This window comes from Hymenobacter glaciei, assembly GCF_039539585.1.
In the GTDB taxonomy this organism is placed as follows: Bacteria; Bacteroidota; Bacteroidia; order Cytophagales; family Hymenobacteraceae; genus Hymenobacter; species Hymenobacter glaciei.
Genome location: NZ_BAABDK010000032.1, coordinates 62,129 through 83,981, shown reverse-complemented (window position 1 = coordinate 83,981; position 21,853 = coordinate 62,129). Strand labels below are relative to the sequence as shown.

Annotated in this window: 19 protein-coding genes and 2 riboswitches; of the genes, 6 read left to right on the top strand and 13 right to left on the bottom strand. The window is 61.0% G+C overall.

Going from position 1 to position 21,853, the window contains the following annotated elements:
- Positions 1 to 10 precede the first annotated feature (10 nt).
- Complete coding sequence (locus ABD837_RS21295; protein ID WP_345058638.1) at positions 11 to 1,198, top strand: putative sulfate/molybdate transporter; 1,188 nt, start codon at positions 11 to 13, stop codon at positions 1,196 to 1,198.
- 7 nt (positions 1,199 to 1,205) lie between these two features.
- Here ABD837_RS21295 and ABD837_RS21290 read toward each other — a convergent pair whose 3' ends face one another.
- The 9 genes from ABD837_RS21290 to moaA form a co-directional block, all read right to left on the bottom strand.
- Positions 1,206 to 1,892 (bottom strand): 2'-5' RNA ligase family protein, encoded by a 687-nt coding sequence (locus ABD837_RS21290; RefSeq protein WP_345058636.1) that lies wholly within the window; start codon positions 1,890 to 1,892, stop codon positions 1,206 to 1,208.
- Between the two features lie 59 nt (positions 1,893 to 1,951).
- The gene (locus tag ABD837_RS21285) at positions 1,952 to 2,344 is read right to left on the bottom strand and encodes an acyl-CoA thioesterase (protein ID WP_345058634.1); all 393 of its coding nucleotides are present in this window, start codon (positions 2,342 to 2,344) and stop codon (positions 1,952 to 1,954) included.
- A gap of 145 nt (positions 2,345 to 2,489) precedes the next feature.
- A riboswitch (cobalamin riboswitch) is annotated at positions 2,490 to 2,714 on the bottom strand.
- Positions 2,715 to 2,914: 200 nt separating this feature from the next.
- On the bottom strand, positions 2,915 to 4,486 hold the full coding sequence (locus ABD837_RS21280; protein WP_345058632.1) for an MDR family MFS transporter: 1,572 nt from the start codon (positions 4,484 to 4,486) through the stop codon (positions 2,915 to 2,917).
- Between the two features lie 153 nt (positions 4,487 to 4,639).
- The gene (locus ABD837_RS21275; protein WP_345058630.1) at positions 4,640 to 5,431 is read right to left on the bottom strand and encodes an SDR family oxidoreductase; all 792 of its coding nucleotides are present in this window, start codon (positions 5,429 to 5,431) and stop codon (positions 4,640 to 4,642) included.
- Between the two features lie 7 nt (positions 5,432 to 5,438).
- Positions 5,439 to 5,816, bottom strand: coding sequence for a cupin domain-containing protein (locus tag ABD837_RS21270; RefSeq protein WP_345058628.1), 378 nt, complete (start codon positions 5,814 to 5,816; stop codon positions 5,439 to 5,441).
- A gap of 173 nt (positions 5,817 to 5,989) precedes the next feature.
- A complete protein-coding gene (locus ABD837_RS21265; RefSeq protein WP_345058626.1) occupies positions 5,990 to 7,153 on the bottom strand; it encodes an MFS transporter in 1,164 nt (387 codons plus the stop codon).
- A 40-nt stretch (positions 7,154 to 7,193) separates the two neighbouring features.
- Positions 7,194 to 10,145 carry a response regulator gene (locus ABD837_RS21260; protein WP_345058624.1) on the bottom strand — a complete coding sequence of 984 codons (2,952 nt, stop codon included), beginning with the start codon at positions 10,143 to 10,145 and terminating at the stop codon, positions 7,194 to 7,196.
- Between the two features lie 339 nt (positions 10,146 to 10,484).
- Positions 10,485 to 11,282 carry an alpha/beta hydrolase gene (locus ABD837_RS21255; RefSeq protein WP_345058622.1) on the bottom strand — a complete coding sequence of 266 codons (798 nt, stop codon included), beginning with the start codon at positions 11,280 to 11,282 and terminating at the stop codon, positions 10,485 to 10,487.
- Positions 11,283 to 11,376: 94 nt separating this feature from the next.
- Entirely contained in the window at positions 11,377 to 12,414 is a 1,038-nt protein-coding gene (gene moaA, locus ABD837_RS21250; RefSeq protein ID WP_345058621.1) for a GTP 3',8-cyclase MoaA, read from the bottom strand.
- Between the two features lie 136 nt (positions 12,415 to 12,550).
- Here moaA and ABD837_RS21245 point away from each other — a divergent pair, with 136 nt between their 5' ends.
- Together ABD837_RS21245 and ABD837_RS21240 are read left to right on the top strand one after the other, a co-directional pair.
- Positions 12,551 to 12,793 (top strand): MoaD/ThiS family protein, encoded by a 243-nt coding sequence (locus tag ABD837_RS21245; RefSeq protein ID WP_345058619.1) that lies wholly within the window; start codon positions 12,551 to 12,553, stop codon positions 12,791 to 12,793.
- Between the two features lie 89 nt (positions 12,794 to 12,882).
- Complete coding sequence (locus ABD837_RS21240; RefSeq protein ID WP_345058617.1) at positions 12,883 to 13,305, top strand: molybdenum cofactor biosynthesis protein MoaE; 423 nt, start codon at positions 12,883 to 12,885, stop codon at positions 13,303 to 13,305.
- 70 nt (positions 13,306 to 13,375) lie between these two features.
- Here the strand turns inward: ABD837_RS21240 and ABD837_RS21235 are convergent, their stop codons facing one another.
- The 4 genes from ABD837_RS21235 to moaC all read right to left on the bottom strand — a co-directional run bounded on the left by ABD837_RS21235 (position 13,376) and on the right by moaC (position 17,938).
- The gene (locus ABD837_RS21235; protein ID WP_345058615.1) at positions 13,376 to 14,068 is read right to left on the bottom strand and encodes a porin family protein; all 693 of its coding nucleotides are present in this window, start codon (positions 14,066 to 14,068) and stop codon (positions 13,376 to 13,378) included.
- A 178-nt stretch (positions 14,069 to 14,246) separates the two neighbouring features.
- Positions 14,247 to 16,025 carry a S41 family peptidase gene (locus tag ABD837_RS21230; protein WP_345058613.1) on the bottom strand — a complete coding sequence of 593 codons (1,779 nt, stop codon included), beginning with the start codon at positions 16,023 to 16,025 and terminating at the stop codon, positions 14,247 to 14,249.
- 207 nt (positions 16,026 to 16,232) lie between these two features.
- Positions 16,233 to 17,438 (bottom strand): NTP transferase domain-containing protein, encoded by a 1,206-nt coding sequence (locus tag ABD837_RS21225; protein ID WP_345058611.1) that lies wholly within the window; start codon positions 17,436 to 17,438, stop codon positions 16,233 to 16,235.
- A gap of 8 nt (positions 17,439 to 17,446) precedes the next feature.
- Positions 17,447 to 17,938, bottom strand: a complete 492-nt coding sequence (gene moaC, locus ABD837_RS21220) for a cyclic pyranopterin monophosphate synthase MoaC (RefSeq protein WP_345058609.1) — start codon at positions 17,936 to 17,938, stop codon at positions 17,447 to 17,449.
- Between the two features lie 242 nt (positions 17,939 to 18,180).
- Here moaC and ABD837_RS21215 point away from each other — a divergent pair, with 242 nt between their 5' ends.
- The 3 genes from ABD837_RS21215 to ABD837_RS21205 all read left to right on the top strand — a co-directional run bounded on the left by ABD837_RS21215 (position 18,181) and on the right by ABD837_RS21205 (position 21,504).
- On the top strand, positions 18,181 to 19,248 hold the full coding sequence (locus tag ABD837_RS21215; RefSeq protein ID WP_345058607.1) for an SDR family oxidoreductase: 1,068 nt from the start codon (positions 18,181 to 18,183) through the stop codon (positions 19,246 to 19,248).
- Positions 19,249 to 19,342: 94 nt separating this feature from the next.
- A complete protein-coding gene (locus tag ABD837_RS21210) occupies positions 19,343 to 20,566 on the top strand; it encodes a molybdopterin molybdotransferase MoeA (protein ID WP_345058605.1) in 1,224 nt (407 codons plus the stop codon).
- Positions 20,545 to 21,504, top strand: coding sequence for a hypothetical protein (locus tag ABD837_RS21205; RefSeq protein ID WP_345058603.1), 960 nt, complete (start codon positions 20,545 to 20,547; stop codon positions 21,502 to 21,504). Before ABD837_RS21210 ends, ABD837_RS21205 begins: the two co-directional genes overlap by 22 nt.
- A 186-nt stretch (positions 21,505 to 21,690) precedes the next feature.
- A riboswitch (SAM riboswitch) is annotated at positions 21,691 to 21,799 on the top strand.
- Positions 21,800 to 21,853 lie beyond the last annotated feature (54 nt).

Genomic DNA, 21,853 nt, shown 5'->3' with positions numbered 1-21,853 from the left:
CTTTGCCCCGATGGACTCCCCCACCCTTACCCCGCCGGCCCCTAGCCGCCCGCCCATCCGCTTCGACCGCAACGAGCTGGCCGGCGCATTTGGCGACCTCGGCACCGACTTGCCGCTGCTCATCGGCGTCATCGCCGCCTCGGGCATCGACAGCGCTTCGGTTTTAATTCTGTTCGGGCTGATGCAGGTGTTTACCGGGCTCTGGTACCGCATGCCCATGCCCGTGCAGCCGCTCAAGGCCTTCGCGGCACTGGTAATTGCGCAGAAGATTCCGGGCCGCGTCATCTTTGGCGGCGGACTGGCCATTGGCATCAGCATGTTTTTCCTTTCGATAACCGGGCTGATTGATGCGCTGGGGCGGCTGGTACCCAAGGCGGTGGTGCGCGGCATTCAGTTCGGGCTGGCGTTGCAGCTGGCCACGCTGGCCCTCAAGCAATACGTGGGCGCCGATGGCGCAGCCGGCTACGCATTGGCCGCGGCGGCCTTTGCCGTAACGGTGGTGCTGTTCGGCAACCGGCGCTGGCCGGCAGCCCTCATTGTTATTGGGTTGGGAGTGGCGTATGCGCTGGTATTCAAGCTCGATTTAGCCACGGCCCAAAAGGCAGTAGGCCTGCACCTGCCCACCTGGCACCTGCCGCAGTCAGCCGACATCCTCACCGGCGCCGTGCTGCTCGCGCTGCCCCAGATTCCGCTGTCGTTGGGCAATTCCATTCTGGCCACCAAGCAGGTAGCGCACGACTTATTCCCCGAGCGGGAGCCGCTTACCATTAAGAAAATCAGCTTCACCTATGCCTTGATGAACCTGGCCAACCCGTTTTTCGGGGGCTTCCCGGTGTGCCACGGCTCGGGCGGCATGGTGGGCCACTATGCGTTTGGGGCGCGCACGGGCGGTTCTGTCGTTATCTACGGTGGCATCTTCCTGGTGCTGGGGCTGTTTTTCAGCCAGGGCTTTGCTGATGTGGTGCAGATTTTTCCGTTGCCGGTGCTGGGGGTGCTGCTGCTGTTTGAGGCGCTCTCATTGGCCACGCTGCTGCGCGACGTGAGCAGCAACCGCAGCGACTTGCTGGTGGCGCTGTTGGTGGGCCTGCTTTGCGCCGGGCTGCCGTATGGCTACCTGGTGGGGCTGGTGGTGGGCACGGCCATTTACTACGCCATGCAGCGCGGCTGGGTGGGGCTGGGCAAGCAAACCCATATCTAAAACTAACTCACAGTGCATACCGCTCCAGCAGTACCGTGTTGGCGGCCCGCTGGTACCAGTCGTTGTACACCAACTCCAGCACATTCACCTCGAATGAGCCGAAGGGATGGTACTGGTATTGCTCGAGTTTTTTGAGCAGTGCCGGGCCGTTGCGCAGCTTGCTTCTGAAACGCAACACTGTGGTATGGGCTGTTTGAATGCTGTACCGCTGGTCGATGGACTGCTGGAAACCGGAGGCGCGGAAAAACAGGCGCAGCTCATCACGCAGGCCATTCAACGCGTTATCCGCTGCAAATCCCTGCACCATAATACCGCCCGGCGAGGCCGTGAGGCCAGTGAAGGTGATAGTGAATGGCCTAACATTATGCAGGATATTGCGCAAGGCTTCCACGTATTCAACAGAGCTAATATCAGTCAGCTTAAAGCCGCTGTAGCACGATATTATTGATAGAATAGTAAGGTGAATGTCCGAGGCTGGATAGTAGTACTGCTCCGGCTCGGTCAGCCGGAAATCGGCCAGCATAGCTTCGATGGCGGCGGTAATGGACGCGGCCGGCCGGGTGAGCAGCGTGATGCCCATGCGCAGATTTGCTTCGTAATCAATAAGTGGGTCCAGCTCGGCATCGCCCTGGGCCAGCCGCTGGATGGCGGCCTCGCGCATGGCATTGTAATGCGCTTGCAGGTTTGGATTCATGCGAAAAGGGAATGGCTGAGGGCGCCGAAAGATACTCGACGCCCCAGTCTGTGGCCCTGCTATTCGGCCTTAAGAATGCGCACGGGCCGCTTGTGCTCATCTACCGCCACGAAGGTGAACAGGCCCGTCACGGCTTTGTGGCGGTCGTCGGAATACATCTGCTCCACAAACAAATCGACGCGCACTTTCAGGCTGGTGCGGCCTACATGCTCGATGTTGGCCACCAGTTCTACCAGCGAGCCGCCGGGAATGGGGTGCGTGAAATCGACCCGCTCGGATGACACGGTTACCATTTTCAGGCGCGAAAAGCGGGTGGCGGCAATGAAGGCCACTTCGTCCATCAGCAGCAGGGTGGTGCCACCGAAAAGGGTATCGTAATGGTTGGTGGTATTGGGAAACACGGCTTTGAAAATGCGCGTTTCGGCACGGGCAATGCGGTCGGTTAGAAGCATGGGTAATGGGAAAGGAGGTGATAAACGGCCTCGGCCTGCTTTCAAGCCCATTCTCATAAAGCCAGCCACCGGCCGCACGCCATCCCGCCCGCGCCCATGGCGCGGCGGTACGGCACCGCCGATGCCAGCCCCAAAGCGCGAGGGCAGCATCACTCGGCGGCCGGCAGGTCTCCTGACTTGTTTCGGGTAGGCCCCGCCCTTCTCAGCCCGGTAATAGCGGGCCAATGGGCTTGCAATGGGGCCACCGGCTCCGGCCCATCGGGGCCGGGAAACTCACAGTAGCGCGTCTGTTCGGGAGTTGCACCCGATTCCCTTTTAATCTTTACCCAAGCCGAAGCCCAAGGAAAAAACCGTCCGCTGATTGAAGGAAATCAAACCGAGAACCAACGGCGCGAAGGTACACCATGTATGGCAGGGCGCTGGCCGAACAGAATAAACAGAACGTCATGCAGAGCGCAGCGAAGCATCTTGCCCGCCACCACTAACTCAATCGTGCGAACATCTTGGGTTAGCAACAGCACGCGAGATGCTTCGCTGCGCTCTGCATGACGTTCTGTTTGAAATACCTAACTACTCCGCTATCGTTGGCACTTTCTCGTTGGCTTTGCGCAGCGGCAGTTCTGGCACCAGCAGCGTGAGCAGCAAGCCTCCTACAACCAGTAGAATGTCAACCATGTAAACCCGGTGGATGGCCGTGGCGAAGGCTGCCCGCACTTGCGGGTTGGCGCGGGCTGTTGCGGCGGCTGAGGGCAGGGCCGGCCCTTCGGCCACCACCGTCTGGCTCGTGGCGGGGGCTTGCGCAGAGGTGGGCAGCTCGTGGGCCAGCGTGAAGCTGAGCACCGCACCCAGTGCCGAAGCTGCCAGCGCCCCGCCAATCTGCCGGAAAAACTGGCTGGCGGAAGTAGCCTGGCCCATGAGCGCAGGCTCCGTAGCATTTTGCACCGCCAGAGTGTAGAGCGGCATGGTGGGCCCGAGGCCCAGCCCGCATACAGCCAGATACATAAGTACCTGATAATACTGCACGGTGGGTGGCATGGTGGCCAGCAAGCTCAGCCCAACCAGCAGCAGCACAAGGCCGCCCAGCATCCAGCGCTTGTAGTGGCCGAAGCGCGACACCATCTGGCCGGCCAGCATCGAGCCCGTGACCACGCCCAACGACAGCGGCATGAGGCTGGCCCCGGCCCGCGTGGCCGACTCGCCCAGCACGTTCACCATGAACAGGGGCTCGAAGATGATGACGCCCAAAAAGGCCCCGCCCATGAAAAACAGCGCCGCGTTGGCCGACCGGAACACCGGGTTTTTGAACAGGCCGAAGTTGAGAATGGGGTTTTCGTGCCGCAGGCTGCGTACCACAAACAGCACCAGCGCCACCATCGCGCCGGCCAGCAGTCCCAGCGTAAGCGCCCCCGACCACGGGTGCTGCGCCCGGTTGAGTTGCAGAACGACAACCAACGACCCCAGCCCACCCATTAGCAGCGCCGCCGAGAGGTAATCGAAGGGCTTCGGCTCGGTGCGCGGGCGCAGCGGCGGCATTTGCGTGACGATGAACCAGAGGGCCAGCAGGCCCAGCGGCAGGTTTACGTAGAACACCAGCCGCCAGCCCGCTACCCCGGGAATAAGGCCGTTGCCCTTGTCGGTTAAAAAACCACCTAGCAGTGGCCCCAGCACCGACGACGTGCCGAATACGGCCCCCGTGAAGCCCTGGTAGCGCCCCCGCTCGGCTGGGGCAAACAAGTCGGCGATGATGATGAAGGCCATGGCAAACAGCCCGGCCCCGCCAAAGCCCTGGATGGCCCGAAACACCACCAGCTGCGTCATGCCATCGCCCAGCAGTGGCAATGTGCCGAACTCGCCCGCCAGCCCGCACAAGCCCGAACCCACCAGAAACACGCTCACGGCCACAATTTCGATGGTGCGCCGCGAGTACATGTCGGCCAGCTTGCCATAAATGGGCACCAGCGCCGTGCTGGCCACCAGGTAGGCCGTGGCTACCCACGTAAACCGGTCGAGTCCGTGCAAGTCAGCTACGATGCGCGGCAGGGCGGTACTTACGATGGTCTGGTCGAGCGCCCCCAAAAACATGGCCAGCAGAATGCCGGCGAAGGTGAGCATCTTCTGGCGATGAGTGAGGGCTTCGGTCAAGGCAGTAAGAAGAGGGAGTTTGGAGCAAAAAAGAACGTCATGCTGAGCTTGCCGAAGCATCTCTACCGCAGCAGTAATCAGGTTTACTATTGCGGTAGAGATGCTTCGGCAAGCTCAGCATGACGTTCGGCTATACGCTGCCGTCGGGAAATGTTACAGCAGTGAGCGAATCCAGCCGCCATCTACCGGTACCGACGTGCCAGTGATATAGCTGGCCCGCTCCGAGCACAGAAATGCCGCCAGCGCCGCAAACTCGCGCGGCTCGCCCAGCCGGCGCATGGGAATTTCATTCTCCCAGCGGGACGTAGCCTCTTCCGATGAAATCCCTTCGCGGGCAGCCGTGGCATTGGCCAGGCCCACCACACGCTCGGTGCGGGTGTAGCCGGGCAGAATGTTATTCACGGTGATGCCCTGGGCAGCAACTTCCGTGGCCAGCGTGCGGGCCATTCCCGTTACGGCCGCGCGCAGGCTGTTGGAGAGCATAAGGTTGGCTACGGGTTGCTTCACCGAAATGGAGGTGATGTTGAGGATACGACCCCAGCCATTCGCCTTCATGCTGGGCAGCACGGCGCGGGTCAGCTCTACCACGCTGGTGAGCAGCAGGCGGGTAGCAGCCTCCCACTGGGCAGCATTTAGCGTGTCGAAGGTGCCGGCGGGCGGGCCGCCGGCGTTGGTCACCAGAACATCGATGCGGCCGAAGCGGGCCAGGCCGGCTTCTACCAGGCGAGCCACGGCGGCGGGGTCGGCTACATCGGTGGTTAGGCCCAGTACAGGCGTGCCGTAGGCTTGTTCGATGGCGGCACAGGTTTCCTGCAGGGCCGCGTCGTGGCGGGCGCATAGGATGAGCGAGGCGCCTTCGGCAGCCAGCTCTTCGGCCACGGCGCGGCCCAGGCCCTGGCTGGCGGCGGCCACCAGGGCAACTTTTCCTTTCAGTCCGAGGTCCATAAGCGGGCTACTTCAGGCGCAGGTAATCGTCCGACTTGTCCAACCAATCCTGGCGGGGCGGGCTGAAAATATCCACGTCGAGCGTGTCTTCGATGGCCTCGGCCTTGTGCCACACATTGGACGGAATGTGCAGCACCTCGCCCACACCTACCACAATCGGCTCGGCATCTTCCGAGCCAATCCAGAAGCGCAACGCGCCTTCCAGAATGTAGGTAATCTGCTCGTTGTGGTGTTGGTGCAGGGGCACGATGGCGCCTTTTTTAAGGTAGACGTGGGCCAGCATCATCTTGTCGCCGGTGATGAGACGGCGCGAAAGCTGGTCGCTTACCTGTTCGACGGGCATAGCATCCCAGGTGTATTTGGTGGCGGTGGGGTTATCGGGCATTGAGAGGGCTTGGGGATTAGAAAAACGAGAACGTTATGCCGAGCGCAGCCGAGGCATCTCGCGTGCAAGTAGTAACTCAATCGCAACAAAAGGGTTGCTGCCGCACGTAAGAAGCCTCGGCTTCGCTCGGCATGACATGCTTTCTTGCTGTCCCTTCTCCCCTATTCCTAACCCTACACCCGCACCCGGCTCGCTACCGCCGATACGCACACGCCCATCACCGCAATCAGCGCAAACGACACGCGCAGGCTGCTGGCACCGGCCACAAAACCGATGACTGGCGGCCCCAGCAAAAACCCAAAGAAGCCGATAGTAGAAACCGCCGCCAGCGCCATTCCGGCCGACATTTTCGTCGACTTGCCCGCTGCCGAGTACACCAGCGGCACCACGGCCGACGTGCCAAAGCCCACCAGCAAAAAGCCCAGCAAGGCCGTGGGCAGCGTGGGCAGCGCCACGGCAATGCTCAGCCCCACAGCTGTGAGCAGGCCACTAAGCTGAATCACGCGCTTCGCCCCGAGCCGGTGCGCCAGCCAGTCGGCCCCGAAGCGGCCGGCGGCCATGGTGCACATAAAGGCCGTGTAGCCTGCTCCCACCCAATCCTTATCGGCATGAATGACCTTTTTGAAATACACCCCGCTCCAGTCGAACATGGCCCCCTCGCAGATGAGCGCACAGAAGGCAATTGCCCCCAGGCCCAATAGCTCTTTGTCAGGCTTCACGAAGATGGGCTGGTTGGGGTCGACGCCCGAATCTTCGCGCACGGTGTAGCCGGCACTCACCGCCAGCCCGACCAGAATGAAGGCGGTAATGAAAAGAAAATGCATACCCGGCGGCACCGCATGCCCAATCATCACCGAGCCAATGGCGGCCGCCACGAAGCCCGCTAAGCTCCACAGCCCGTGGAAGGAGGCCATGATGGGCTTGTGCTTATAGAGCCGTTCCACGCCCACAGCCTGGGTGTTCACCGAAATATTGGTGAGGTTGCCGCCGATGCCAAACACCACCAGGCAGGGCAGCAGCTGCCACAGGCTGGCAGCCCAGCCCAAGCCCGCCAGGGCCGCAGCATAGAGCACCACTCCCCACAGCACCACGCGCCGGCTGCCCTGCTTGGCCACCAGCCAGCCCGCCAGCGGCAACGACACGAGCTGGCCCATCGGAATGGCGAGCAGCACGCCGCCCAACGCGGCCTCCGAGATGCCCATGCGCTGCTGCACGCTCGGAATCCGCGATGCCCAGCTGGCGAAGCACAAGCCCAACAGGAAAAACAAAGCGCCCACCGCCACCCGATGAGCCTTGCGCGATAACCCGCGCGGCGAAACACTATCCAACGACATCATGCGCAAACGGCCGCTCGCCAACCTGGGAGCGGCCCTGTTCCTACGCAATTTCGGCACTAGCAGCCGGGCTACCGTAAGCTTCGGCGGCCAAATCGGTCACGATGCGGGAACTCACTTGCCCCAACAACTCAATGGCTTCGTCCACCACCGGCTGCACAGCAGCCAGTTCGAAGGGTTCAGGCCACTCATTCAGTAGCTCGACGCAGGGCAGGATGTGCAAGGCGCGCAGGTGCGTTAGGTTGGGGCGTAGGGTGTGGGCAGTTCCACGCAGCTGGCGCACATCAGCGGCCTCTACCGCTTGGCTAAAACCGGCAATGGCTTCGTGGCAGCTTTCCACGAAGGTTTCCAGCATAAAGCGCACAAACTCCACATCGCCCTGCCCCACGTGCAGCAGCTCATCGGTTTGGTAGAGCGGCGCGGCGGTATCCTTCTTTTCTGCTGTATTCACCGGTTCAGGCCCGGCAGCCGGCATGGCAGGTTGCTCAACCGGCCCGGTTGCGGGCGTGTTGTAAGCCTCCGCCTCCACATTTTCCAGCGCCTGGCACATCACCCAGCGGCTCACCTTGCGCAGCAGTTCGTCTTCCTTAAAGGGCTTGGTGAGGTAGTCATCCATGCCAGCAGCCAGGCATTTTTCGCGCTCGCCTTTGATGGCGTTGGCAGTGAGGGCTACGATGGGCACGGTGAGTCCCAGTTGCTGGCGCAGCAGCGCCGTGGCGGCGTAGCCGTCCATCACCGGCATCTGAATATCCATCAGCACCAAGTCGAAATCCTGCGTCTTAGACAGCTCCACCGCTACGGCTCCGTTCTCTGCCTCGGTCACTTCCACAAAGGCATGGTCGAGGAAGGTCTTGGCAATTTGCCGGTTGAAGCGGTTGTCTTCTACCAACAGCACGCGCTTGGCACGCAGGCTAGGCAGCATGCGGCTGCTGGGCGGCAGGGCGTCTTTGGGCACCAGGTCGGTGGGGGTACCCACGGGCAGCGGCAGCACAAAGCGCATCACGGTGCCTTTGCCCTTCACGCTTTCGGCTTCCACGTCGCAGCCCATCAGGCGCAGCAGGTTCCGGCTGATGCTCAGGCCCAAGCCCGTGCCGCCGTATTTGCGGGTCACGGACGAGTCTTCCTGGCTGAATTCCTGGAACAGGCTGTGCACAAACTCGGGCTCGATGCCGATGCCGGTATCAGCTACCCTGAATTCAATAGCCGCCCGGCCTTCGGGACCGGTCCCCACCAGGTCGCAGGTTACCGTCACACGCCCGGTTTCGGTGAATTTGATGGCGTTGCCGGCCAGGTTCAACAGCACCTGCCGAATGCGGTAGGGGTCGCCGATGAGCACGGGCGGTACTGTGGGGGCCACCCGGGTCACTAGGTTCAGCCCTTTTTCCACGGCTTTGTAGTGCAGCGTCTGCTCCACTTCGGCCAGTAGGTGCTGCGGGGTGAAGCCCATCTCCTCCAGCGTCATCTTGCCGGCTTCGAGTTTGCTCAAATCCAGGATGTCGTTGATGATAACCAGCAAATGCTCGGCCGAGGTGGTGATGGCCTGGCGGTAGCTGTCCTGCTCGGGGGCGAGCACCGTTTTGGCCAGCAGTTGGCTCATGCCCAGAATGGCGTTCATGGGCGTGCGAATTTCGTGGCTCATGTTGGCCAGAAACAGTTCGCGGGCCCGCACCGCCGACTCGGCTGCCAGCTTGGCGTGGCGCAGCTGCCGCTCGGTGTTCACCCGGTCGGTGATGTTGAGACCGTAGGCCACAATCATCTTGGGCGAGCCGTCGGGGTTGAACACGGGCTGCATGCAGCGCAGCTGGTGCACCATGCCCGTGGGCCGGTCAAACGCTTCTTCGAACGTCACCAGCTTGCGCGATTCGTACGCCTGGTTGATGTAGTGCTGACGCCCTTCGGCTATTGCCATGGGGTGGCCGTACTGCCGGCAATAGTCGAAGTTGTTTTTGCCAATAACCCAAGTCCGCTTTGCCGCATCATTAATGCCCGTTGCGTTCACGAACATGTAGCGGCCGGCCTCGTCGAATACGCCGATGTCGCAGGGAATGTGGTCGAGCACAAATTCGTAGAAAGCCCGCTGCTCCACCAGCTGTTGCTCGGCCAGCCGTCGCCGCGTGATGTTGGAGCCCGTGCCCACCATCATGCGCAGGGAGCCGTCGGGCCAGAACACCGGAATGAAATGCCGCCGCAGCTGCTGTGGCCCCTCGTTTGTGGTAAATGCTTCTTCCCAAATCACTTCGGCACGTGTCTGTACAGCTTCGGCAAACAGCTGCTGTCGGCGCTGCGCCAACTCGGCCGGGCGCCCCCGTCGCGCACTGAGGTCGTAATCATCCTTGCCAATTATCCACTCCAGCATGGCCTCCTCGTTGAAGCAACGGGCGTTGACAAACCGATAGCGGGCATCAGCGTCGAACACGGCCACTTCCACTTTCAACTGGTCGAGCAAGGTGGTGAACATCGCGCGCTGTTCAGCTAGCTCCTGCTCCAGCGCGGCCGCACGACGCGCAGCCGTTACGTCGCGAAACGAAAGCAGATGCCCCAGCATTTCATCGGCGGGCACGGCGTAGCGGCATTCGAGCACCCGGCCATCGGCCATCACAAAATCGTCGACGGCGGTGGCCGTGCGCGCCGCGCGCCAAGCCCGGGCGCGGCCAATAAAATCGGCGGGCTCACGGAAGCAGAGCTGCACGGCCGCCAACACATCGGGCTCCAGTCCGTGAAATCCGGGGTCGGCGGGAAGCCCGAACAGGTCGCGGCAGGCTTGGTTGGTGGCCAGCACGCGGCCTTGGGCAGTCGTAAGCAATATGGCTTCGCCCGTTGCCTGCATCAGCATGGCAAATCGCGCCTGATGCGCACGGTTTTCGGCCTGAGCTACGGCCAGGGCGCGTTGTAGGTCGGCTAGCTGTTCAGCAATGGTCTGTTCCTGATGACCAGCACGCAGTGATTCATTAGAGGTTGAATTAGAAGAATGATAATTATTGTAGAAAACAACCATATTTCAGATAATAATCGCCGGACTGAATTAACAAATATACAAGAATTGAACAAACCAACCTACTCATAATCTATCAATTAGCATAATGTACAGCACCATTATTTCACCATAAATTACAAAAATAGGTCGTCACAGAAATATGATTTAACGCATATAGCACACGTGCAAATTTGAACCCGGGGTAGCTTGATTTTAGACCTTCCTCGTACATAGCCATGTTATCATTTTGTTTTTCAATGCCTTACCAAACAACTCTGAGAGCTGTTCCTTAATTCGAGCAATATCGCTGCTGCGTGTAGACGATGGCTGGAGCAGGGCCGGCGGCCAGTATGCGGAGGGCTAGTGCAGCAGCCGCACCAGTGCCTGCTGATACTGTGGGTTGTTGGTCATGCCGTTGTGACGGGCCCCAGTCAACACGATAAGCGTATCGGTGGGCTTAAGTAGTGCCTTGAGTCGGAGGGTAGAATTGTAGTCAATCACCTCGTCGTGGTCGCCGTGAAACAATACGATGGACGCGCTCACTTGGCCAATTAACTCGTTGGTGGCCATGGGATAGCGCAGCAGAAAACCTGGCACGAAGGGGTAAAGCCGCGTCGCCATGTCGCGCATGCTGAAGTACGGGGCCTGCAAAATCAGCAGTTTGGGGTGGTGCCGGGCGGCCAGCCACGTAGCCGGCCCGGTGCCCAGGGAGTAGCCGAGAATAACCGTGCGGCTTTCGGGGTACTCGGGCAGCAGTTGCCGATAAACACTGTCTACATCGACCAGCATCTGGGCCTGGTTGCTAATGCGGCTACCGCTTTTGCCGTAGCCGCGGTAGTCCAGCATGAACACATCGTAGTGCAGTGCCGTGTAAGTGGCGGCGGCATCGCCCCAGCTGTCGAGCGCACCGCCATTGCCGTGCAGATAGAATACCAGCCCCTTGGAATCGGGCGCCTTGAAAAGCAGGCCGTGCAGGCGGGCACCGTCGGCAGCCGTTGTCCACCGCTCCTCAAACCGGCCCGGAAAGCGAAACTGATATTCTGCTGGCAAGTGCGTAGGCGCAAACAGCAGCTTTTCCTGCTTGAAATACAGCACACCGCAAAGCAGGACGTACACCACTGCCACCACGCTCAGTATGATTAGAACAGCTTTTAGCATGGGTACATCATCCTTAGTCAGCGCAGTCGCCCGGCAGGCGGCAATGTAGGCCCAACTTACTCAAAAGCAAGTACATCTGCGCCGGCGCCGGCCTTTACCCCCCAATGGTGGCCATGCTCTCGAAGCTGAGCTGGTGCAACGGCCGCTGCTGCTCGGCCTCGAAGCCATTGGTTGCCCGGTGGCGGAAGGCCGCCGAAAGCGCCGCTACAATTTCTTCGTCGGATTTGCCGCCGCGCAATAGAACCCGGGTATCGAGTACGCCCTGGTCGTAGAGGCAGGTTTTGATGCCGCCCTCGGCCGTAAGACGCAGGCGGTTGCAGGTGCCGCAGAAGGTGCGCGAGTAAGCCGCGATAATGCCCACCGAGCCCCGATGGCCGGCAATGGTGTACTCCGAAGCGGTGGCTCCAGCGGCCATTTGCACCGGCTGCAGCGCCCCGAAGTGCGCCTCCAGGTGCTGACGGATGCGAACGTGGTTCCAGGGCAACGAGGTGGGGCCAGCCGCGTGGCTGCCGCCATTGAAGGGCATTTCTTCGATGAAGCGCACATCTACGGGCAGGTCGCGGCTGAGAGTAGCCAGCGGAATGAGGTCGTCGATGTTCTGGCCGTCCATTACCACGGCATTTATTTTCACCTGAATGCCGGCCTCGAGTAGCGCGTGAAAGGTCTCCATCACCTTGGGCAGCTCGTCGCGCCGCGTGATTTGAAAGAACCGTTCGCGGTTCAGCGTATCGAGGCTGAGGTTCACGGCCTTCACCCCCAGGCGGGCCAGGGCTGGTACGTGCGGCGCGGTGAGCACTCCGTTGGTGGTCAAACTAATGTCATCGATACCAGGCAATTGGGCCAGCTGTTCCATGAAGGGCACCAAATCGCGGCGCACGAAGGGCTCGCCACCCGTGAGGCGCACTTTGCGCACCCCCAAGCCCGCCAGCAGGCCCGTGAGGCGCAGCATTTCCTCGTAGCTCAGCAGCTCGTGCTTGGGCATGTACTTGATGCCTTCTTCGGGCATGCAGTAGAAGCAGCGCAGGTTGCAGCGGTCCGTTACGGCCAGGCGCAGGTACTCCAATGGGCGGCCGTGCTGGTCGTAAAGGGGCGTTGTGGCCGGCGCAGCCGGAGTGAGCAGAGTTGGAAGCACGTTTATCACCAATTTTGCCCGGCTGTACGTAAGACCGCCGGCTTGTGGTAAACCCCGGACAGTGGAAAGGTGTTCAGGCCCTAGCCCAAAGCACCCGCAGCAGCTGGGTTTCGCCCCAAAATATACGTCGAAAGATATGTCATTAAAAGTCGCCCTCTTCGGCATCACCCGCGACATCGTGGGCACGTCCGTCATCGAGCTGCCTGCCCCCGCCCCGGCTACCGTGGGCGAGCTACTGGCCGAAATGCGCCGCCAGTACCCCGCCCTGGGCGAGCTGCGCAGCTGTGCCGTGGCCGTGAACAATGAATACGCCAGCCACGACCAGCCCCTGCACACGATGGACGAAATTGCCCTCATCCCGCCCGTAGCCGGCGGCTGATGTAGCGCGGACTTTTAGTCCGCGTGCGAATGATATCCACTCGGCTTTTTAGCGGCCCAGATTCGCGGACTAAAAGCCCGCGCCACAATATGACTCCTCACCTCTCCATTACCGACCAGCCCATTGACATTGCCGCAGCCCTCGCGGCGGTGCAAACCGACACTGCCGGGGCGGTCAACTCCTTTATTGGCACGGTGCGTAACCAGTCGGGCGGCCGGCCGGTGCGCCGGCTGCACTATGAATCCTACGACAGCATGGCCCTCACGCAGTTGGGCCACGTGGTAGCGCAGGCTTACGAGCAGTGGCCCATGCTGCAGGAAGTGGCCGTGGTGCACCGCAAAGGCACCCTGGAGCTCGGCGATGTGGCCGTGGTAGTGGCGGTGGCTACGCCGCACCGCGCCGAAAGCTTTGCCGCCTGCCAGTTCATCATCGACACCTTGAAGCAGGTAGTCACCATCTGGAAGCGTGAGGAGTATGAAGACGGCACCGAGTGGGTGGCGGCGCATCCCTGAGACTTTTCCTAACATAGCAAAAGCCCGGCTTCTGCGCAGAAGCCGGGCTTTTTTACTAGTCTACTATAGATTACTTGCTCGGAATCAGATAGCCCAGTGAGAGCTGGAAGGCCGAATGGCGGGCATTTTTCAGGTCGCCGTTGAAGTAGGTGTTGTTGTCGGATTTCACGAAGTCGCTGAAGGCGCCAGTGTAGCGCACGCTCAGGCTGAGGCCGTTTTCGGCTTCGTAGCCTACGCCGGCCAAGTAGCCCAGCTCGTTGCGGTTGAGGCCGCTCAGGTCGCTTTTGTTCTGCGTTTCGGCGGTGCTGGGCGTGCCTCCAAGGGCGGGCGTGGTCGTGGTTTTGGTCTGGTTGTTCGCGCTCAGCAGGTACGAATACTGCGGACCGGCTTCAAATACGAGGCCCGAAGCGCGGACTTTTAATAGCACGGGCACATCGAGGTAGCTGTAGTTCACCTGGCCCTCGCGCTTCTGCTTGGCCCCGAGCAAGCCGGTGTACTCGGTGGGCTTGTTTTCGAAGCCCTTTTGCGAATACAGAATTTCGGGCTGCAGCGACAGAAAGCCGTCCTGAATGATAGGCACATTGAGCATCACCCCGCCCAAAAAGCCAATTTTGTTGTTGTAAGTCGATTCGTTTTTGATGTCGCCTGCCAGATTGGAGTAGTTGGCACCGGCGCGCAGGCCGAAGCGGACATCCTGCGCCTGAGCCGACGAAGCAGCGGCCGTGGCCAGAAGCGCGGCAGCTACGATTGCAGTCTTTTTCATAATAAATAGGGTTGGTTGATAAGACGTGTTGCGGGCTCGTTATTCAAAAACGTGCCAACGCAAGCCTCTAACGCATGAGTCGCGAATAATATTCTGACTAATAGCCCAAAAAAATAACCGCCTGCTCAGCGGCTATTTTTGGACAGTTGCCAACGTGGCTGCTCGCAACGGCTTGCAACTACGGTTTCGCAATCAGCTCTACCGCCTTTTCCAGCACTTCATCGCGCCCGGCTCTTATGCCAGCAATGGTAGGCGTTACCACCACGTCGGGCACTATGCCAACGCGCTGGGTTTCGCCACCGTCGGGATAATACACGCCGAGGCCGGTAATCATGGTCGAGATGTTGCCGGGCAGGATGATGGTCGACACGTTGCCATCGGCTCCGGCGGTGGTGCTGCCCACCACTTTGGCGCCCGGCACTGCGCGCAGGGCCATGGCGGTGTACTCCGCCTGGCTCTGGCTCAGCTCGTTCACCAGAATAATAACCTTGCCGGCATAAGGAGCTTCTTTGGTACCCGGTACGTGCAGCACCGGCGTGCCCAGAAACATGCCTGGGTAAGTAGGCTGCGGCTCACTGAATCGCACAAAAGGCACAGGCTTTGCCGACAGGTATTTTGTGAGTGAGAACACCACAAATTCCGCCGGGTAATTGCGGATGTCAATCACCAGGCCCTTGGTGTTCTTCAGCTGCGCCATCGCGGCGGGCAGTTCGGCCTGCTTGATAGTGCCTAGCGAGAGGTAGCCGATGTTGTCGGGCAGCAGTTGGAAGAACGGCGCTTTGCGGTCGGGCGTGCCGTTGTTTAGGCCCAGGTTGAGCTGGGCGCCGGGCACGCGGGCAATGGTGATGGGCAGGTCCTGGCCGGCGCGGCGCACCAGCAGCGCGACTTTATCGGAATTGCCGCGCAGCAGGTCTCGGGCGATGTTGCGCAGTTGGGTGGGCTCGTTGGAAGCCGGGGTCAGCGCCTGGCGGGCCTTCACCATATCGTCCACTTTCACGCCATCTACTTGCAGCACTACGTCGCCTTTTTGCAGGCCCGTGGCCGGGCCCAGGGTTGCATGGAAGTAGTCCGTCACCACCGCCTGGCCTTCGACAAATCGCACCTGCACCGGCGCGTGGAGTGTGCCTTTGTAGGCGACCAGGATCTTATCGCTGCCGTAAATATTGGCGTGCGTGTCGTGGATGCGCGCAATGATGGCCAGCGCCGCCAGTCGGTACTGCTCGTCGGTGCGGGCAGCGGCAAACTGCGGGATGAACTCGGCCAGCACCGGTTGCCAGTCCTCCCCGATGGCGTAGCGGTAGGGGAAGAAATAGGCAATCATGTTCCAGTAGCGGTAGAGGGCCAGCAGGCGCAGGCCAGCATCGGGAGTGGCGGGGGTGGCATACGTTTCCTCGTGCAGAAATAACGGGTTGCCGATATTGGGGGCGCTGTCCACGTAATAGTGCGACTCCTGGTTGCGGTTCTGGCGCAGGTACACCAGCTGCTTGCTGAGGGCGGCGCTGAGTTGGTTTTTGTCCGTTAGCCAGGCTAGGTCGGCGGTCAGGCGCACGTTGGCGCGGGCCGGTTCGCGGCAGGAGGAGCAGGCCGGCACCGGGCCCAACCCCGTGAGCCAAGCCGCGAGCGCTACGCTGCGCTCGTCGCGGGTTTTAGCGTTGAGAACTTTGGGCAAAATGCGCAGCATTTCCGCGTCCCAGTTGTAATCACCGCGAGCTACGGCCGGGTGGTAGTATTTCACAAAGCCCCACACCCGGCCCAGCACAGCCAGGTTATCGATTTGCGGCTTAGTGAGGTCATCAAGCGCAATACCCGAGCCGTGGCGAAAGGCAGTGTCCTGCTCCGCTTTATACGTTTTGGAATTGAGTTGCCTGGGGTTCGAATTTGGCGCGGGGGCGGGGCTTTGGGCCACAGCACCTAAGTGCACAACCAGCAGCGCGAGGCAGATGAAAGGAATCTTCATGCCCCGAAGATGAAGAGCAATGGTCCAGGGTTGCTTGCACCCCGGTTTTATGCGTAACTAATTGCGCTATCGCGAAGGGTATCAAAACGATGTAGACACGCATCCTTGCTTCTACTTGTGAACGGTGATGCCTGTTAGCCCGGGCATCGCTTACCGACGGAAGCCAACAGCCGCCCACTACTTATGTATCGCCACAGCAAGAAGCCGCTACGGGCGCTGCTCCAGCTCCTGCGTGGCAGCGGCGCGCTCCTCGGGCGTGTTCACGTTGCGCAACTCGCCGGGCAAGGGGGGGGCCAGCAGTTCAATGTCGGAATTTATCAGCGCCTTGCGCGGACAAGCGTAGCCCAGGCTCAGAAACCGCAGCAGCTGTCCGTAGCTGCGCGGCTCCCAGATGCTGACCAACGGCTCCGGAAACTCGTCCCACGGGCTGCGGAACGAGGTAGCCATGCGCGCCGGCTGGCGGTTCGTTACCAGGTATTCCAGCGTATCGCGGGTAAGAAAGGGCAGGTCGCAGGCCAGCACCAGCCACGCCGCGTTGGGGTCGGCCTGCATAGCCGACAGGATGCCGCCCAGCGGTCCCAGATTCAGGAACGTATCGGGCAGCGCGACGAGACCTGGGGGCAAGTCGCTTGCCTGGTCGGGGCGCACCGATACGCGCACGTCGGGGCAAAACTCCGCCAGTAGGTCAGCCGTGTGCTGGCGCTGGTCGTGGCGGTGGTAGTGCAACGCGCCTTTGTCGGTGTGCATGCGCTCGCTGCGGCCACCGGCTAGCACAAGGCCCCGCAGCACCGGCACCGCCAGCTGGTACCACTGCTTAATGAAAGCAGCGATTTTGGCCGTGTCGGCCAGTGGCAGCACGGGCGGCAGCGGCGCAGCGCTGAGGTGCTCCAACAGCACGGCAGGCAGTTCGGTCTGGCCCTCGGCCAGCAGAATCAGGCGCACGTCGGTGAGGCGGTCGAGCTTCTTATCGAGCGGCTTGCGCGGGTCGACGATGACCACCTGCTGACGGGCGCGGAAGTGGTTGCCGTTCACCAGCACCACGCTTTCGTGGGCCAGCAATTCGGGCTGCGAGAACTTGTCAAGGGCCCGCGTCAGGTTGAGCTGACGATAGTTAATTTTATCGACCAGCTCGGCTGAAAGGCCATTTTCGGCCACGTAAGGCACTGACTTGGCCGGCGCAGCTGCCGACGCTTCCGAAGCACTGACCGCATCACCAGCGGCGTGGTCGGCATCGACGTAAGCCACGCGCAGGGCCGGGGCCAGCAAGGGCAGTAGCTGGGCCACCAGCGTCTGAATATCGCCGCAGGGCGCGCCCAGCACAGCCAGCTCGGCCCGGCCAAATTCGCCTATATCGGGGCGGGCCAGCGCGGCGTGCTTGGCCCGTTTTACGGTTGAGGTTGGTAGACTTTCCATATCGGAATTTACGAATTTTCGGCGCGATGAAAGTCCTTTTTACCGCCGGTTTTCTCGATAAGCTGCACGCCTTCAATAGAAATGTCGTGCGAAAACGCCTTGCACATGTCGTAGATGGTGAGCGCAGCCACGGTGGCGCCGGTCAGCGCTTCCATCTCCACGCCGGTGCGGCCAGTTACTATGGCGGTGCACACCACGCGCAAGGCATCAGTTCCGTCGGGCTCGATGGTAATGCTGCAATCATCCAGCCCCAGCGGGTGGCAGAGCGGGATAAGGTCGGCGGTTTTTTTAGCGCCCATGATGCCCGCCAGAATAGCCGTGTGAATAACCGGGCCTTTGTGCGAAGGCATTTCGCCGGCCTGCACGCGGCTCAACAACTCTTCGCCCAGCACTACGCGGCAGTGGGCCCGGGCCACGCGGCGGGTGGGCGCTTTGGCTCCAACATCCACCATCGTGGGCTGGTTGGCGGCATTAACGTGGGTGAAATTTTTGGTCAGCATAGGAAGTTTTAAGCGTTGGGCCGTAGCGCGAACTTTCTAGTTCGCGCTACGGCGCCGTTCGGGTACGCGAACTACAAAGTTCGCGCTACGGCCTATCTAGCCAATTCGGCCGCCAATTGTTTCGCCGCAAACTATTGAGCAAAATAGCCGTTTTTCATCAGCCGCCGGGCCACAACACCTAATTCCGTTCCGGCAAAACTGCCGCGTCAGCCTATTCCGGCTGCGCTTCCCCTCCCTCTATCATGACCAATACCGCATTAGTCGTTGGTGCCAGCGGCATCATTGGCAGCAACCTGGCCCAGGAGCTACTGGCTAATAACTGGACCACCTACGGCCTGGCCCGCCGGCCCGGCACCGATATTGCCGGCCTGCAACCCGTGCCTGCTGATTTGCTCGACACAGCCAGCCTTGAAACCGCGCTGGCCAATATTCGGCCCACGCATGTTTTCATTACCAGTTGGATGCGCAACGACACCGAGGCCGAGAACATCCGGGTGAACAGCGCCATGGTGCGCAACCTGCTGGCCGTGCTAGGGCCGAAGCATTCGGTGCAGCATGTGGCGCTGGTGACCGGCCTAAAGCATTACCTGGGGCCGTTTGAAGCCTATGTGAGCGGCGGTGTGGCCCCGCCTACGCCCTTGCGCGAGTCGCAGCCCCGGCTGGCGCTCGACAACTTTTACTACGCCCAGGAAGACGAGGTGTACGCCGCCGCTGAGCGCGACGGCTTCACCTGGAGCATCCACCGGCCGCACACCATCATTGGCAAAGCCGTGGGCAACCTCATGAACCTGGGCACCACCCTGGCCGTGTACGCCAGCATCTGCCAAGCCACGGGGCGGCCGTTTCGCTGGCCCGGCTCGCGGGCGCAATGGGAAGGCTTGTCGGACGTGACCGATGCCCGCGTTATTGCCAAGCAGCTGGGGTGGGCCGCTACCACCGACGCCGCCCGCAACGAGGCCTACAACGTGGTGAATGGCGACGTTTTCCGCTGGAGCCAACTATGGGGCCGCCTGGCCGAGTGGTTCGGCGTGGAGGCCGTGGGCTTCGATGGCAGCATTCACCCGCTGGAAGCCGAGATGGCCGGCGACGCCGACCTCTGGCGCGAAATCGCCACAAAAAATGGCCTCGTCGAGCCGGACATTAGCCGCCTGGCCTCGCCCTGGCACACCGACCTGGACCTCGGTCGCCCCATTGAGGTGATGACGGATATGGCCAATAGCCGGAAGCGAGGCTTCACCGTGTTCCAAAGCACGGAGGATTCGTTCTTTGATTTGTTTGCCAAGCTGCGCGAGGACCGGCTGATTCCGTAGGCTTGCAAAAAATCCCAGAACGTCATGCTGAGCGAAGTCGAAGCATGGCGTTCGGCTTAGTCCTGACAAGCAATTTAATCTTCCATCCCTCCCCATGCTCTCCCCCGCCGAAGCCACTGCCCACGTCCTCGCCACTGCCCGCCCGCTGCCGCCCGAAACCGTGGCCCTGCCCCGCGCCGCCGGCCGCATCCTGGCCGAAACCCTGACGGCCGACCGGGACTTTCCGCCCTTCAACCGCGTGGCGATGGACGGTATCGCGGTAAGCTTCGCTAGCTGGGCCGGGGGCCAATCGGAATTTGATATTGCGCACACCCAGTACGCCGGCGAACCCCTCCGGCCACTGACCAACCTGCAGCAGGCCGTGGAGGTGATGACCGGTGCGGTGCTGCCCACCGGTGCCGATGCGGTGATTCGCTACGAAGACCTTCTGCTGCACGACAACCGCGCCACCATCCAAATTCCGCCGCCCGCCGCGCCCGGCGTCAACATCCACCAGCAAGCGGCCGACCGCCGCGCCGGCGACGCCCTGTTAAACCCCGGCATCCGCCTCGGCCCAGCCGAGTTGGCCGTGGCTGCCACCGTGGGCGCCGCCGAAATAGCCGTAGTACGCGCCCCTCGCCTGGCCGTGGTAAGCACCGGCGATGAGTTGGTCGGAATCGAGGCGACACCGCTGGCCCACCAGATTCGGCGCTCCAACGTGTACGCTCTGCAAACACTGTTTACGCAGGCGGGGGCCGAAGTTTCGTTGTTTCACCTCTCCGATAACCGCGAGGAGCTGCGCGTGGGACTCACCAACATCCTCGCCGCCGGCTTCGATGCCGTGGTGCTGAGCGGGGCCGTGAGCAAGGGTCGCGCCGACCACCTGCCAGGCCTGTTGCGCGAGCTGCACGTGGAGGAAATTTTCCACGAAGTGCAACAGCGGCCCGGCAAGCCGCTTTGGTTCGGGGCGCGAGCCGGTGGGCCGGTGGTTTTCGGGCTACCCGGTAATCCGGTGTCCACGTTCATCACGGCTTGCCGCTACGTGCGGCCGTGGCTGCGCGCCGTGCAGCTGCCCGAGGGCATACCCGAAACGGCCGTCACTACCGAAGCACCCGCCCCGGCCGTGCTCACTGTCGACATCAATTTCAAGCCCCAGCTTACGCACTTTGTGCCCGTGCACCTGACCGTAGACGCCGAAGGCCGCCGCCTGGCAACGCCCCTACGCGTGGGCGGCTCCGGCGACATGATGGGGCTGGTGGGAGCCACGGCGTTTCTGGAGCTGCCGCCGGAGCCGTCCGTTTTTCCGGCTGGCAGCGTATGGCCGGCCTGGGCACTGTAACCAATGCACGGGCCGGGCACTGCTGGCCAAGCACGCAAGGCAGTGGGGCACGGTGCGGCAAACCAAAAAACGCCAATCCCTTCGCCAAAACAATTATACAATGCAGTAGCTTTTTGGCAGCATATTTTTATTTCCACCATCAGCTTATGCTTACAACCTATACCAGTACGACCGCGACGTCGGGCAATGCCACCTTGGTTGTACGGCCGCAGGCAGTTGCCAAAAAAATATTTCTGGTAATCGGCCTGCTGCTTGTGCTGGATTTGGTGAGCGTTTACCTGGTGCAGGTGCTGCATACGGACACGAGCGTGGTTCGGAAGCTTGTGCGTTACTTCGACTTGAACGAAGAAAACACCATACCAGCTTTTTTCTCCTCGCTGCTACTGCTGCTCGCCAGTGCCCTGCTCCTGGTAATTGCCCGGCAGGCGGCCAGCCGTAAAAAGGCCCTGCTCTGGCTACTACTGAGCGCCGTTTTCCTGTTTCTGGCTCTCGATGAATCAATTGCAATTCACGAGGAATTAACGTACAGTGTTAACAAAATGTATGCGCCCAGCACGGACACGAACGGGTTTCTGCGCTACAGCTGGGTGGTGCCTTACCTGCTGGCGCTCACTGTTCTGACGGCCTTTTATGCCCCTTTCCTGTGGCAACTGCCAACCTTCGTTCGCGCGCTGTTTGTGGCCTCGGGCTGCATATTCGTGACGGGTGCGGTGGGTATGGAGTCCATCGAAGGGCATTATGATTTGCTCTATGGCATGCACAACCTGTACTCGTCGCTTCTGTGCGCCCTGGAGGAAGTGATGGAGATGAGTGGAGTTGCGTTGTTCATTTTCGCGCTGCTGACTTACATAGCCCGGGAACAGGGAGAAATACGCTTCAGCGTCACTAGTTCGAAGGAAAGGGTGCTGGATGAACGCGAATTGCAGCCAAGGCTGTAGGTACCAAGTTATTTTTTGGCTGCCGCCGGGGCCAGCGTTTTTCCGGCGGGTAGCGTGTGGCCTGCGTGGGCGCGTTGCCCCCTTTCTTAAAAGGAGGAATGAGGACATTCTGACCTATTGAGCCATTTCCCAATTCTTCATTCCTCATTCTTCATTAAGCCGAAGGCGTTGTATCTTCGCCCTACGCTGCTATCCAGAAAGACCGAGGGACCGGGCCCGATGACGTCTTGGCAACCTACCGCGAGTAGGTGCCAACTCCCGTTTCACCGCCTTTTTTGGTGAAAGAAGATGACAGCCGGAACCGTGCGCTTGCGCTTGGGTTTCTTTCTGGATACGCGCTTTTACGCTG